This window comes from Mesorhizobium sp. B2-3-2 (genome assembly GCF_006442295.1).
GTDB lineage: Bacteria > Pseudomonadota > Alphaproteobacteria > Rhizobiales > Rhizobiaceae > Mesorhizobium.
Map to the genome: position 1 here is coordinate 68,348 of NZ_VFWA01000022.1, position 12,377 is coordinate 80,724.

21 protein-coding genes and 1 pseudogene are annotated in these 12,377 nt (G+C 59.5%); 12 read left to right on the plus strand and 10 right to left on the minus strand.

All coding sequences use genetic code 11. From position 1 onward, the window contains the following. Positions 1-556: 556 nt before the first annotated feature. From FJ964_RS29320 to FJ964_RS31590, 3 genes and pseudogenes are all read right to left on the minus strand, one after another. Complete coding sequence (locus FJ964_RS29320; RefSeq protein ID WP_140554075.1) at positions 557-952, minus strand: hypothetical protein; 396 nt, start codon at positions 950-952, stop codon at positions 557-559. 95 nt (positions 953-1,047) lie between these two features. Beyond that, entirely contained in the window at positions 1,048-1,530 is a 483-nt protein-coding gene (locus FJ964_RS31585) for a putative peptidoglycan-binding domain-containing protein (protein WP_224717425.1), read from the minus strand. A 121-nt stretch (positions 1,531-1,651) separates the two neighbouring features. Further along, a pseudogene (locus FJ964_RS31590) lies at positions 1,652-1,831 on the minus strand (glycosyl hydrolase 108 family protein); the annotation flags it as partial. 56 nt (positions 1,832-1,887) lie between these two features. Between FJ964_RS31590 and FJ964_RS29330 the strand changes: the two are divergent. From FJ964_RS29330 to FJ964_RS29340, 3 genes are all read left to right on the plus strand, one after another. Further along, positions 1,888-2,109: a hypothetical protein gene (locus tag FJ964_RS29330; protein WP_140554077.1), complete on the plus strand. Its 222-nt coding sequence runs from the start codon at positions 1,888-1,890 to the stop codon at positions 2,107-2,109. Positions 2,110-2,192: 83 nt separating this feature from the next. Then, on the plus strand, positions 2,193-2,378 hold the full coding sequence (locus tag FJ964_RS29335; protein ID WP_140554079.1) for a hypothetical protein: 186 nt from the start codon (positions 2,193-2,195) through the stop codon (positions 2,376-2,378). Between the two features lie 239 nt (positions 2,379-2,617). Continuing rightward, the gene (locus FJ964_RS29340) at positions 2,618-2,830 is read left to right on the plus strand and encodes a hypothetical protein (protein ID WP_140554080.1); all 213 of its coding nucleotides are present in this window, start codon (positions 2,618-2,620) and stop codon (positions 2,828-2,830) included. 43 nt (positions 2,831-2,873) lie between these two features. Here FJ964_RS29340 and FJ964_RS29345 read toward each other — a convergent pair whose 3' ends face one another. From FJ964_RS29345 to FJ964_RS29370, 4 genes are all read right to left on the minus strand, one after another. Continuing rightward, positions 2,874-3,659 carry a hypothetical protein gene (locus FJ964_RS29345; protein ID WP_140554082.1) on the minus strand — a complete coding sequence of 262 codons (786 nt, stop codon included), beginning with the start codon at positions 3,657-3,659 and terminating at the stop codon, positions 2,874-2,876. A 33-nt stretch (positions 3,660-3,692) separates the two neighbouring features. After that, on the minus strand, positions 3,693-4,340 hold the full coding sequence (locus FJ964_RS31595; RefSeq protein ID WP_224628996.1) for a hypothetical protein: 648 nt from the start codon (positions 4,338-4,340) through the stop codon (positions 3,693-3,695). Positions 4,341-4,469: 129 nt separating this feature from the next. After that, positions 4,470-4,685, minus strand: coding sequence for a hypothetical protein (locus FJ964_RS29360; RefSeq protein WP_181172655.1), 216 nt, complete (start codon positions 4,683-4,685; stop codon positions 4,470-4,472). Positions 4,686-5,069: 384 nt separating this feature from the next. Then, entirely contained in the window at positions 5,070-5,264 is a 195-nt protein-coding gene (locus FJ964_RS29370; protein WP_140554086.1) for a hypothetical protein, read from the minus strand. A 195-nt stretch (positions 5,265-5,459) separates the two neighbouring features. Here FJ964_RS29370 and FJ964_RS29375 point away from each other — a divergent pair, with 195 nt between their 5' ends. The 5 genes from FJ964_RS29375 (at position 5,460) to FJ964_RS29395 (ending at position 6,991) form a co-directional block, all read left to right on the plus strand. Next, a complete protein-coding gene (locus FJ964_RS29375) occupies positions 5,460-5,882 on the plus strand; it encodes a hypothetical protein (RefSeq protein ID WP_140554087.1) in 423 nt (140 codons plus the stop codon). 171 nt (positions 5,883-6,053) lie between these two features. Further along, a complete protein-coding gene (locus tag FJ964_RS29380; RefSeq protein WP_140554089.1) occupies positions 6,054-6,245 on the plus strand; it encodes a hypothetical protein in 192 nt (63 codons plus the stop codon). A gap of 114 nt (positions 6,246-6,359) precedes the next feature. After that, a complete protein-coding gene (locus FJ964_RS29385) occupies positions 6,360-6,563 on the plus strand; it encodes a hypothetical protein (RefSeq protein ID WP_140554091.1) in 204 nt (67 codons plus the stop codon). A gap of 95 nt (positions 6,564-6,658) precedes the next feature. Then, the gene (locus tag FJ964_RS29390) at positions 6,659-6,799 is read left to right on the plus strand and encodes an entericidin A/B family lipoprotein (RefSeq protein WP_140554092.1); all 141 of its coding nucleotides are present in this window, start codon (positions 6,659-6,661) and stop codon (positions 6,797-6,799) included. 3 nt (positions 6,800-6,802) lie between these two features. Further along, entirely contained in the window at positions 6,803-6,991 is a 189-nt protein-coding gene (locus FJ964_RS29395) for a hypothetical protein (protein WP_140554094.1), read from the plus strand. 558 nt (positions 6,992-7,549) lie between these two features. Here FJ964_RS29395 and FJ964_RS29400 read toward each other — a convergent pair. Next, complete coding sequence (locus FJ964_RS29400) at positions 7,550-7,780, minus strand: hypothetical protein (protein WP_140554096.1); 231 nt, start codon at positions 7,778-7,780, stop codon at positions 7,550-7,552. A 410-nt stretch (positions 7,781-8,190) separates the two neighbouring features. Here FJ964_RS29400 and FJ964_RS29405 point away from each other — a divergent pair, with 410 nt between their 5' ends. From FJ964_RS29405 to FJ964_RS31600, 3 genes are all read left to right on the plus strand, one after another. Beyond that, positions 8,191-8,448: a hypothetical protein gene (locus FJ964_RS29405; protein ID WP_140554097.1), complete on the plus strand. Its 258-nt coding sequence runs from the start codon at positions 8,191-8,193 to the stop codon at positions 8,446-8,448. Between the two features lie 170 nt (positions 8,449-8,618). Then, entirely contained in the window at positions 8,619-8,882 is a 264-nt protein-coding gene (locus tag FJ964_RS29410) for a hypothetical protein (protein WP_140554099.1), read from the plus strand. A gap of 726 nt (positions 8,883-9,608) precedes the next feature. Beyond that, entirely contained in the window at positions 9,609-10,265 is a 657-nt protein-coding gene (locus tag FJ964_RS31600) for a hypothetical protein (RefSeq protein ID WP_181172656.1), read from the plus strand. Between the two features lie 203 nt (positions 10,266-10,468). Here the strand turns inward: FJ964_RS31600 and FJ964_RS29420 are convergent, their stop codons facing one another. Further along, positions 10,469-10,663 carry a hypothetical protein gene (locus FJ964_RS29420; protein WP_140554100.1) on the minus strand — a complete coding sequence of 65 codons (195 nt, stop codon included), beginning with the start codon at positions 10,661-10,663 and terminating at the stop codon, positions 10,469-10,471. A gap of 143 nt (positions 10,664-10,806) precedes the next feature. Next, on the minus strand, positions 10,807-10,986 hold the full coding sequence (locus FJ964_RS29425) for a hypothetical protein (protein ID WP_140554102.1): 180 nt from the start codon (positions 10,984-10,986) through the stop codon (positions 10,807-10,809). 206 nt (positions 10,987-11,192) lie between these two features. On the opposite strand from FJ964_RS29425, the gene FJ964_RS29430 reads away from it, so the two are divergent. Further along, positions 11,193-11,435 carry a hypothetical protein gene (locus FJ964_RS29430; protein WP_140554104.1) on the plus strand — a complete coding sequence of 81 codons (243 nt, stop codon included), beginning with the start codon at positions 11,193-11,195 and terminating at the stop codon, positions 11,433-11,435. Positions 11,436-12,377 lie beyond the last annotated feature (942 nt).

Below are 12,377 nucleotides of genomic sequence, written 5' to 3' on the forward strand. Positions count from 1 at the left end.
GCGGCCTAAGATGCTGACGAACTACGGAACCGCGCCCGTGTTGCATTTCGCTCGACGGGAGGCAGGAGCAAACATCAGAGGCTCAAAGCGATTGATCTTCTTGCGGCAAGTGGCCAAGCGTCGTCGGCCTCCGCCATTTGCGGCAGATTGCCCGACGTCGGCGACACGTTTCAAGCATTCGGCGCGCCGATCAGAAAGGCATGGCCGTCCAGATCGCGGGTCGACCGCGTTGTTACGGCGTCGTCCGCCTCGCCAGGAACTGGCAAACGCTCGTAAACAAGACGCGTGTCGAATTTGAACTGCCGCAAAGGGCCGGAGGGTCTCGGTGGCGGTGAGCGCCCGCCCTCAGCGTAACTCGACTTCCCGTTTCGTGCTTTTCCACGAATGAGTACCCGCCTTGCCACGTGGGGCATGGCGGGTACTCAACCCACCCGAATGAAGGGACCGATGAATTCGGGATGCCCTTCCAATGAGCAAGAGGGTGAGTTTGTTTCACACTAGGACCTATGGCTTGCGGCATAGGACTTCAGTCGTAGTTGCGACTTAGGTTTGATGGCTAAGGTGGCGCCCTACCCTTGCGTTCCTCGAGCATGCCTTGAAGCGTGGCCGTGAGCACGGCAACGGCGTTTGACAGACCCACGATGCTGTCCTGCACCCTGTCGAACCGGGTCAACGTCGCGCTCTGGAACTTCTCGCTCGAGGCGGCATCCTGGACCTGCTTGGTTTCGACGGCGATCAGCCGGTCGGAAACCTTCGTCGCCTTCGAGGATGCTTCCGAGGCTGATTGCTGGGCCTCTATGATCTGCCCCTGCATGGTGTCGAGACGGGTGTCCTGCCATTGCGAATAGAGCCAGAACAGCATCGCGATGGTCGGCAGCGCCAGCGCCATCGAAACCCTTGCAAACGCCAGCAGCACGACGTTCTCGGCGATTTTCTGCGATGCATTTGGCATGGCGCTATCCTCGTTCACAGCCCCCGCCCTCATTGTCTTGCTGTTATCTCAGTTCGGCGCTGCGTTCCACGCTCGCCTTGGTGTGCCTGTCGCATTCAGCCGCGGTGTAGAGCTTGACGGCGCAGCCTGGCGCCATGGTGCCGTCGATCTTGTTCTGATCCTCGACCGTAGGACAGCGGCGAGAGCTGGTTCTGAAGATCCGTCAGGGTGCCGGCGACTCCACCGCCACCGATGCCGGCGCCGATCGCCGCGTCTGCCGGCGCGGTCGACGGTGCAGGCTTGGCGTCCTCGACCACTGCTTTTGCCTGTCCGCCGTCAACGAAGTTCGCGGCCTGCGGTGTTTCGCCGGACGCCCAAGCCTTTCCAATCGCGCGAACCTCGGCAACTGTAGATGCCCAGCCTTTGCCGAAGGTCCGGAAAGTGCCGAGATGGCGAAGGAAGTTCATGCGCGCATCGCAGATGCGATCGATAAGTGCGTCGTTGTTGGTGGTCGCCTTCAGCGCCGCCAACGTGCCCACTCCGATGACGCCGTCGATCGGGCCGGTGTAGAGCGGGCGAAGTGCCTGCTGAAGCCACATGATCGAGCGGGCCGGCCCGGAGTTCACGCCGCCATCGAACACGGCGTAGTCGACCCCGTCGGGTCAGTAGATCGCCCTTCACGGCGTCCCAGTACTGGCGGTCATAGATCTCGTTCAGTTCGGCGGTCGTGATGCTTTTAACCGAGCGGGTGGAAAGCCCCTTGCCTCGGCGATAGCCATCATAAACCCGCTGGGTGACGCCCTTCATCGTCGGGCCGCCGGGGTCCGCTTTGTTGTTCGAATAGCCGCCTTCGTGCGCGAGCAATTTGGCAAGCGATTCCTTTTCACGGGAGACAGCCATGACAGTTCCTTTCGATGTCGGATGGGACTAGAGATCGGCATGGGGAGATCGGGCCGATGGCAAGTTTCAAAGTTGAGGCGATGAATGGCACGAAGGTGATCAGCACCACTTCAGTGGAAGCCCACAGCCACGTTCATGCCGTCGTGAAAGCGATCCAGCGACCACTCAAGCCGGGGCGAACATCCGGTAAACCGTGGGTGCGCGTCACCGATATTGGCACGCGTAAGATCAGCGAATTCGAATTTGCGAGTTACCGGAACCTCAAGTCGCCAGGATAATTTCCAGCTCTAGAGGACGAGCATTCGGATCCAGCAGCCGCGGGGTACGGCTGATGCGCTGGGCGGGCTTTCAGGAGGCATAGATGGCCGAGTATGTCGTGGAGGAGTTGAACGGTAACGCCGTCTTCAGGCGCAACAAAGTTGAGGCGCCAAGCGCCATTCAGGCGGCTTCCTCATTAACGGGACGGACTGTGACAACCGGACGCGAGCCCGGAATGATGTGGATACGGGTCAAAGACGAACAGGGCCACGTCAGCGAGTTCCACTAATGACCGAGTACGACAAACAGCACGGCAACCGGGGCGGCCAATGGCTGTTCTGGATTATCTTTGTGTTGCTGTTGATCGCTGGCGCGATCTGGTGGTTGGAATAGCCGGTAGGATCGAATGTCGTCAGCAACGGATGCTTTGATGCTGGCGCTGCGGGACAGCGGCAACCGGCACAAGCCCGAGTGTCGTGAGCAACCGCGCCGCCCTCGCGGCAGGTTGTGGCTTTACGGATTTGGGTTATGGTCGGCGCCCCGAAGGTGTTCACAGTCGAGTTGATGCGGGACGGCAAGGCCGTGCAGCGTGCCGAGGTCCAGGCCGACAACGCTGTCGAGGCCGCGAAGACTTGGGGGGCGGTAACGATCCCGTTCGCCGAAGAGCCCCAATTCGGTGAATGGATCAGGGTAACGCATCCTGACGGAATCACGACGACTTGGTTTGAGGTGGACCGTTAACAGTCGAGGGGGCTAGGCCGGCCACAGCTCGTTCGCCGTCACTCTACCGGCCGCGGGTCCGTGGCTCTCTCGCCCAACTGCGCGGCGACAGCATCCGCCACCATCTTCTCGAAGCGCTCCTGTTCCGCTTTCGCCGCGGCGATGTCGGCTTGTTCCTGTTCGGCCGCAGCGGCTTGCCGGGCGGCTTCCTCGCGTTGCCAAGCGGCGAAGCTAGAGCGCCAATTTTAATATAGCGCCCGGAGCGTGTGGGGGCCACCATGCCGACGTTGGTCCCGCCGAACGCAGGGGTGGGTGTATATGTGCCTTTTTCATAATCGTCCAAGGTGTTCGCGTCGGCCGAAGGTATCTGCACAGACGGGAATTTGATGCCGCCGCCAGTTAAGGACGGGTTTGCGGAAAATGTTTGCACGGCGCTGAAAGTGTTTGCCGCGTTGAGGACGGGAACGTTTGCGCCGGAAGTGCCGATGTTTGAAAGCGCCGCCGTGCCGAGCCCTAACAATGTTCTTGCTTGTGCTCCGGTCAGGTCTTCTGGGGCTCCTGCTCCGGCAGTGAGGCGCCCTTTGATCGTCGCGGTAGCCATGTCCGAGAGCCCGACCACTAGGTTCTCCGGATCCGTATCGTCAACCGAAATGCCAGACCCGGCGGCGACGGTGGCAACAAACCCGTCACCCAGACCCTCGATCAGCTTGGTCGCCGCTGCCGTGTAGCGCGAACCGTCCGGCTGGAAGCGGATACGCATGGGCTGGGCCGCGCCGGCCGCGCCTGCTGGGCAATTCTCTACCAGCGTGCCGGCGTTCTCTCCAGTGATCGAGGCGATGACCAGCAGCATGCCCTTGGCGGGCAGCAGGGCAGCAGGATCTCGTCACCAGCGCGGATCGCCGCTGACTGAAGGGCCGCACCTGTCGATGTGAAGGTATTCAATTCCGACGTCAGCGTGATCGTGCCGGTGACGTAGTCCTGTACGATCGCCATGCCAGTTCGCCTTTTGCTTCCCGGTCGGCGCGTCACGCGATCGGAAGTGGGCGACAGCACGAGCGCGGCTACGCGGGCGAACAGCGCCGCTTCGGTCGAACTTTCGATTGTCGGCATCTACAGCCCCAGCCGCGATTTCACTTCCGCAGCCTTCTCGGCCACGATCATTTCCCAGCGCTGGGCAATCATTGTCACCCATGGCCGCGGCGCCCTGCCCTGCGCGCCATAATGGACGAAGGCGGGCATAGTTGGCGGTGTAGCCTAGGTAGAGCGTTTCGCCGAGGTCGGGCCCGGCGATGGCCAGAACGATGTCACCGACGTCGGAATGCACCGGCACGCCCGGGTTGGCGCGGGTCAGTTGAGGCATGGCCGAGGTGGACGCCATAAGCGAGGCGCGAAGAAATCCGGTGTCGACTGGCACGAGCTCGTTAAGCTGGCTGACCAGTTCTTGAGCCGCTTCCTTGAAAACCGCCTCCAGCGCGTTCGGCACCTTGGCCGCCCACGCGCCGACCGTTGCTGCGAAGGATTGGGCCGTCACCGCACCAACTGAGCAACCAAGTCGATTTTGTACTCAGCGAAGCACTTGCAACCGAGCGTGTGTCTCGCCGGCACGCCGGGAGCATGCGGGTACGGGATTGCGGTTCCGTCCGGCGCCATGAACGGCTGATCAAACCGCACCGACTGCGGTAAGATGCCGGCACATGGCCAGCAGCGCCCACCCGAACTTCAGCTCGCGCTTCGGCTCGAGGGTGGACCAGAACTCTTCAATGAAGCCGTCGAGGGTCTGGCACCTTGCCTTGATCCTCTCGGCATCGTTCGCGATGCGCTGGCGTTCGAGTTCAGCCTCCCGCCTCGCCTTCTCCGCCCTGATCAGGCGCATCATCGTCGCCGGGTCCGGCAAGCGGACCGAAGATGTCTTCGAGACGTGCAAGGTCATCGCCACTCAGCTTTGAGAGATCAACGGTTTGGATCGGCCCGCCGTCGCGACCGGTGTGCTGCATGGAGGCAAGCTTCGGATGAACATAAGGAGCCGCAGCTTTCGCCATATCATCCCGTCGTGAAGCATCAGCCTTGGGGTTCCGCATGACCTTCAGCATGTATTCCAGAGGCGTGTCGCCCCCCTTAGGATGCCGAGCTCAAAAGCTTTTCTGGCGACAAAGTCGGCTGTCGAAAGAATGGCGGGCTGGTCAGAGGTGAGCAGCACTGGCAGCCGTTCAGGTCTCCAGGGTGGCAACACGTATACTCCATCTCTTTGCCCCGAGGGTTATTACGTGACCGGCCTGGCAACTTGGGGCTCGCCCGACACGGTGAAATTCAGCGTTGGATGCCTGCTTGCTGCGCAAGTCATATGCCGCCCACTGCCGATAAAGTGATCTACACCGCCACGACCATGGTGCTGAGCCGACCAGCCGCTCCATGAATACTCATCGACGAAGCGGCGCTGCTTGTCGCTGAACGCCATGTGTGCTTCCTTCAACCGAGGGGAGACCAATGCTGATAAAAACCGCACTGCTCAAACTTGACCCTGAAGCGAGAGCCTTCACTCTCGTTGGCGTCTTCATGTGCTATTTCGCGCTTCTCGAGCAAGGCATCGAAACCGCTCTCGGAGATGTTTGTCGGTGTCAACGCAGTGCGTAGAGCTATCATTGGCCGAAACATGGGTTTTGACGACAAGATCAAAACCTTGCGCACGTTGGTAGACCTGTTTGTCACTGACAAGAAGGACGCAAAGCGCTTTGACGATTTGACCAAGCGAGCCAGAAAGTGCGGCGAACTCCGTAACATTGTAGCACATACACCATTTCGTCAGAGTGCAACTTCGGACGGTGTAGAATTCTTCCCGATATCCGCGAGCAGCAAACTCGAATTCATAGACATGGATTGGTCAATCGATGACTTCCTACGCGAGATCAAGATCATCAATCAAATTGATAATGACCTGAGGTCAATTGAGAAGCGGATGTCAATCCAGCGCATGGCGCAAGCCTTGATGGATGTGCCGGAAAACAAAGGGACGGCCACTCCCCTAGGCGGTCTTTTTGGGCTAGGGGCTGCCGCAATGGATGAACAAACTCCTTGAGCCGGATCACCCATCCCGCCCTGCGGTCTTTCGCTCGGGGTTATGCTGGTTGCGCAGCCGCTGACAATCTTCGCATCCCGCCTGCCCCGATCAGCGCGGCTATCTGGTCCATTGTCCCCAAGTCGTTCAGCGGCGTCTAACAGTCACTATGCTGTTCCAAGGAGGCGGGCCATGGTGCAGGGCGAACCGAATGGCGTTTGTGTCAAGTTTGTCGGTGGGCGATGGGCAGTGCGCGTAACCGAAGACGGGAACGTGAGGCAGGAGTTCTTCAAGGACAAATCCACCGCCGAGCGATACGCTGAATACCAACGCGATCGGCTGAAACTGCCGGGGAAGCCTCCGGTTGCCGACACTCAGTTCTAACGCTGCCATCTCCTAAGCCGCCTTCCTTATGGCGCTTTCGCCTCATCCCCTTCGCGTGATTGGAACTCGATCTGCATCCGAGAGTTTACGTGCGTTCAACTCACTGAGGAAACCATGAAAAAGCTATTTCTCGCGTCCATGATCGCCGTTGCATCAATCTCGTTCGCCGGCATCCCTGCCGAGGCGAAGACCGTGATCAAGACCGACCACGGACGCGTTGTCATCAAGGATCACCATCGACGCCATTGCCGTACCAAGGTGGTCAAGCATTGGAAGCATCACCGCATGATTGTTGAAAAGATTCGCGTCTGCGGATGATCTCATTGGAACCCGCCTGATTACTGGGGCGGGTTCCCCTCCAAGCAGCTTTTGCTTCTGTGCTCGCTGAGGGCTGTCAACCAGGAGACGCCGCCATGAACTTGTTCCGCACTGCGCCGACCATCATTCTTGCCTGCGCGATCGCTCTTTCGGCCTGCGCCAATACCGTCCGCGGCGTCGGCAGGGATGTCAAATCGACAGCCAACGCAGTTGACGACACTGTTAACAAGCCCTGATCGATGCAGCGGACCGTCACAGTCATCGAGAAGACTACGGGCAGGGTGATCGGCGCGTTACCGATCGACCTTTCCAACCAGGATCACCAGGTCTCGGATGATCAGTATTTTGATAAGGCGTTCGAGGCCGCAGTCGACAGCGGCCTCATTACCAAGGCTGAAGCGCACGGGGTTGAATTCCGTCTCGAGTAACGCTCACGCCTGAGCATCGGTGTATCTATCCCATCTGTTCCCTCGTTTCGTTGAGGGTAGAGCACCAAAATGTGAATTTTGGGGGACGGGTTGTGATGAGCCAAATGGCAGAATTTTTGTAAGGTGTTCGCGGTCCACAACCCCCCGTGGAAACAAGAGGATATGGTCCCACCCCTGTTCCTCCTCCAAGGCCCGCTCCGGTTATCCGTGGCGGGCTTTTGCATTGGAAGCACCTCGCCGAACCGGCCCGCTCGGATGCTCGGCGGATGAGTGTTGTGCAGCCGACGCATTGCGGCACGGCTGGCGCCATGATTTGCTTAGGGCCAATTGCTTGTCCGGAGGCACCTATGACTGAGGTCAGGTACTACGTGTCGAAAGACGCGGATCGATGGAAGGTCCGCTAAGACGACAAGGACTATCCCTTTGACTCGCAGGGTTCCGCCGTCCTGGCCGCCGTCAAGGCAGCAAACAGCGCAGCTTCTCTGGGACATGAGGTAGAGGTACTGGTCCAAGGAGTAGATGGGAAATGGCGCACCGAATGGCCTTCAGAGTGAAGTCCTACTTGTTTCGCTCATAGGGGAACGTGGCGTCGCCGTCCTCCTCGCCGGATATCACGCGAGGATTGGCGCTAGACACGCCGTCGCTCTTTCCACCTTTGTGGTTTTTCTCTGATTGGCCCTTGGCGTCCGCTTCGGGTCCGGGCTTGGCGGACGACTTTTTAAGGTCGTGATCGACTACCGAACGGCTGCCTTCGGCCGGGTCTTCGTCAAGGCGGGTTCTTTTGGACATGGCTCACTCTCCATCGAGAAATCGCCAACTCCGCATGACGGGCAAAGTTCCCTCGATTATGCGGCTTTCCGCCTCTGCGCTTCTCTCTGTTGACGCAATTCTGAATTCGGCAGTGGTGCAGAAAAAAAGCCGGAACCTTGATGCAGTAGCGAAGTTCGAGGAGCTGAAAGCTTCGAAACAGGCGCGCAGATGAACGGGGTCGTAAACGATATTCTAGCCGAGGTGGCAGAGATGCTGCCTACCCATCGATCGTACGAAAAGGATTCGTTGCCGAGATTACCGGTCGACGACCCGAACTTCCCGAATGATTTAGAGCCGGTCATCCGCGCCAACCCATATGACATTGCTGCGTCGACGAGGACGCGCAAGAGGAAGCACGCTCCGTCGCGCAAATCCTGGAAGGAATTTCGATGAAAGAGGTCCTCTCTCGTAAACAAGAACAACAAGGTACTGGCAGGATCCTTATGTGGGGCGCCGCAGTAATCGCGGTCATCTTCCTATGCCTGCTAGCCTTATTTGTATTTACACCCTTAAAGAATGGTTCGTGGCAAACGGCGCCATTCAAGCGCGCTCCTGAGCAGAACCAAGGTGGAAATGCACCAGCGGAGACGTCACCTTCTCCCGGCGTGAATAAAAACCCCAAGGAAAATACCGAAATGCCTGGGTAGCAATAGGCGGTGCTTCCAAATTGCGCAATTACTGATCCGAGCCACACGAGGAGGAACAAAGTCCGCTGGCGGGAAGTTAACATTAGCGGAGTCTCATATTCTTGCATCGGTCTCCGCAGCGTCGAGCACATGCGGGTGCTTTGCTGGTCTCGTCAATTTGGGAGGGCACTATGTGGCTCGCACTCACAGAGAAAGATCTGAACACACCTATCGCGATCAACTTTGATCAAGCCATTTCGATGAACCCGCACCATAGCGGACGCGGCACTGAAATCTTTTGCGGGCCAGGAGTTGGATATCTTGTGGCCGAGCGAATGACGGACATCGTTAGTCGCCTTGGTCAACTTCGAGACCCATCAAAGGAGCGCCAGGAATCGGATTACGGTGCAGGGCTTACCGCCGGGATGAACATGCCGAACGCAGAATACGAATAAACTTCGTCCGCGGGCGGGGCGGCCATTGTCCCCTCATCGCCCCGGCTGGTGACTGTGGAGCCCCGCGCAGACAGGCGAAGCCGCCTTCCGGCTCTGCGCTTCCCGCCGCCGACGGCGATGTTCGGCGCCAGATGGACCGGGATCGGCCTGTCATTTCAGGGCGCGCAAATCCATGTCGGTGACGTCGTCGCGACCACGCGCTCGTTGCGGAAGGGCAACAGGGCCTTCTGGGTATCGAGTAGAGCGGACGCTGCGGCGATCGGAAAGCGCGATTACAGGCTTTGAAGCTCTCGACGGTAAAGCGCGAGGTTCGGCTCCTTCTCCTTGATGAGGGCCATGAGAGTGCAGGCTCGTTCCTTTGTTGAAGAAAGCCGTGACCTCCCCAAGATTGCGCCGGCCGCGGTAAAACACGCCTTCGTTGATGTAGCTGATTGCGCCGGCCATCACCTGCTGGTCGGTCGGCTGCAGATCGAATTTTCCGGGTCGACGCTTTCCGGAACCAGAATGGTGGCGATATTCTGGATATCGGTCGTGCGGTCACCGCGGTCGGGGCGGATGTAATCCAGCGGATTGTAGCGGTGGGTTGGGTCCGACCCCGGCCACTTTGATTTACACCGCCAGCGAGCCACCTGATGGACTTCTTCCGGGCGCAGCCTGCGCGACCGCATAGCCCGCGTGCTGCCGAAATGGTCGGAGGACATCCCTGGTCATTCGATCCTGCTCGGCATGCATGCGTTCGGCCTTGAGGAGACTGGCGACTACGGCCGCGCTGAGGAAGTTGGCCGCCTCGCCGTCGCCCTTCAGCCGCTCGATTGCTGGGCTCACCACGCCGTCGCCCACGTCATGGAGATGCAAGGACGCGCTGAGGACGGAATCGGCTGGATGATCGCCCGCGAGCCGCACTGGTCCGCCGACGACAATTTCTTCAGGGTCCACAACTGGTGGCACCGTTCGCTCTGCCATCTCGATCTCGGCCAGGCCGACGAGGCCTTGCACCAGAGGCAGGGCGGTCCTCCGGCCCCATTCGGCGGCCTCGAAGACCTCGGCGCTGCTGCGGTAGGCGTCGATGATGTGGTCGACTTCTTTGTGCCTGCCGGCACCCCGACAGGCCATCACCGCATGCCAGTCGTTGCCAGCTTCTTGTGTGCCTCCGGCATGGCTTTTGCGGGCAGCGACCACTACGGCTCGGACTTCAACCATGGCTCCGGCTATCAGAACAGAGGTTACCATGCGATGGTGTCCGACCACGGCTACGCGGTCGACCTGATCGGCACAGCGAGTGTCAACACTGCCGACAGCGCCCCGACCTTAAAAGGAAATTCGATCTTCGATATTCCCGGGCCCGGTTATGGACAGCATTCGGCCGGCAACGGTCGAGAATAGACATCCAAGCGGTGGGCTCGCCCGCCGCTTGGAATCACCTCACGGCCACCGGCGGAAGTCCTTGCCGATCTCTAACTTGTGGCTGGAGCGATCTGGGGGCCCGTAAACGTCTTTCGCTGCCAAGCCCATCTGACGATCATGGGATCGTCCCCAGCGTTTCTGGCGCAAATGCGACTTCCAGGGTGGCCGGCGCCTAATCCGCTTCAGGCGGTGGCAAAGCTGACCGTAACGACCGAAACGAAGGCGCATTTCGGACAGTCGATATTTCGTTCGGCATGTAATCGTGACGTGTCGATGACAACGCCATTAGTGGCAATGTCTCGATTGAAGCAGGGTTGATCGACATGACGTTTCGGCCAGACATTCCCTTCAACGACCTGCCGCCGTCGTCCGAGCATGGCCACCTCCGACGCGCCCAAAATACCGGCGTCCCTTGCCTATTGTTGAATTGGCATGATGTTTCTCTCGGGGCCGAACAGTGGAACATGCAGTAAGATTCCCGGTTGCGCCAGGCTTCACCGGGTCGTGACCGCTGCCGCCATCAAAACGGGCGACGCTGTTTTTTCAGGAATCGGGCTTCGCGCAGTAAAGAACTCCAGTTGGTGCCGATGAGCTTGATCAGGCCGCGCGCCTCTGCTTCGGGGATGCCGACCTCTTTAGCCAGCCGCCGGGCAAGGAACTGAATGCCCGGATCATCTTCGCGTCCGTCGCCGGTAGTCATCGGAGCCTCCTTTGGGCTCTGAACTTGCCTGAGATGGTTTCGTTTCGTGGGCAAATAAAAAAAGCCCCGCTGGCCGAGCCAGCGGGGCAGATGACGGGAGCAGGAAGGCGCATCAGGAAATGCGGCCCGGCGTCAGAACATTGACGCTGTACGCAAGTTTAACGGCCAGGGAACAAGGCTAGAAGGCGCAAGTTCGGGCTGGCGTTATGCCACGCTTTTTCTTTGACACGATCGAGGATGGTCAGATCACCCCGGATGATCAGGGCCTCGAAATGTCCGTGTCCGACATGCGCGAGGCAGCGAAGCACCTTCTCCCAGAACTCGCGATAAACCATCCCCTTCCTGCAAACCGTCACGAATTCGTCGTGCGGGTTCGGGACGAGAATGGGCAGCATATCTACGAGGTGAAACTGACGCTGGCCGCGAGGTCGCGGTTGGTATCGATTTAACCGGGCAGGATCACAGAGGCAGTCTCGTAGCTGCCCCAACGCGCACCACTGGACCGCTGGCCCGCCGCTCCATTCACGGCAGCGGCGGGCGGTCCCCCAGGGTTAGAGGGGACACAAATCGGGAGAGTTGGGTCGACCCGAGTTGCGCGGCGAAACCTGTGAGATCGATGGAAGTTCCGCCACGCGCAAAAAAACCCTGGTCGGCCGGAGCCGAGACCCGCCTTGACCCGACGTCGCTTAGCCTCTTAGCCGTCGCCTCGTTCAAGATGTTCCTTGACAGCCAGATCAAGGAGGATCGCGAGAAGCAGTATACGAGCCGTGACAGGTGGTGGGCGGTCAGGCATCGCCGGTATAACAAATGTTAAGCCGGAATGTTCCGTCACTGGCGTCAGGCTGATTGAATTACGAGCTCGGCCGTGAGCAAAAGCCGGCCGCCATAAACACCAAGATCACCGTCACGAAGATAGATATGCGCATGTCCGCCCCCAGTTAACGGTCCGGCCTTAGCACATAACAAAAAGCCCGCCACCGTGAGGAAGCGGGCGAGTTCTGGAGTAGCTGGTAGAACCAGCACAGGTCAACGACGGGCGGCGCGGTAGGTTCCCGAAGCGCGGTCGGGCGCCGCCTCATCGACTTTGGGGCGGCGCCCGGTTCGTTTGTCACTGCGGCTGCACCTGCTTGCGCCGCAACTCGTCTATCTCCCGCTTCATGTCCTGGATGGCGTCGCGGGTACCATAGACCGCACCGAAGTTGTTGACTCCAGCTCTATGGAAAGCGTACGTCGCGGCTTGCTCCCCGCGTCCAGGGCGCGCTTTCCACCCGATAGAGGTCAAAAATGGACGACAAATACACCAATGCTCGTGAGCACTTCTTCGCCGCGATCCGAGCGCTAGCGGCTTCCGAACATAGCATTCAGGCGAGGCTGATCGAGGCGAATGGAAA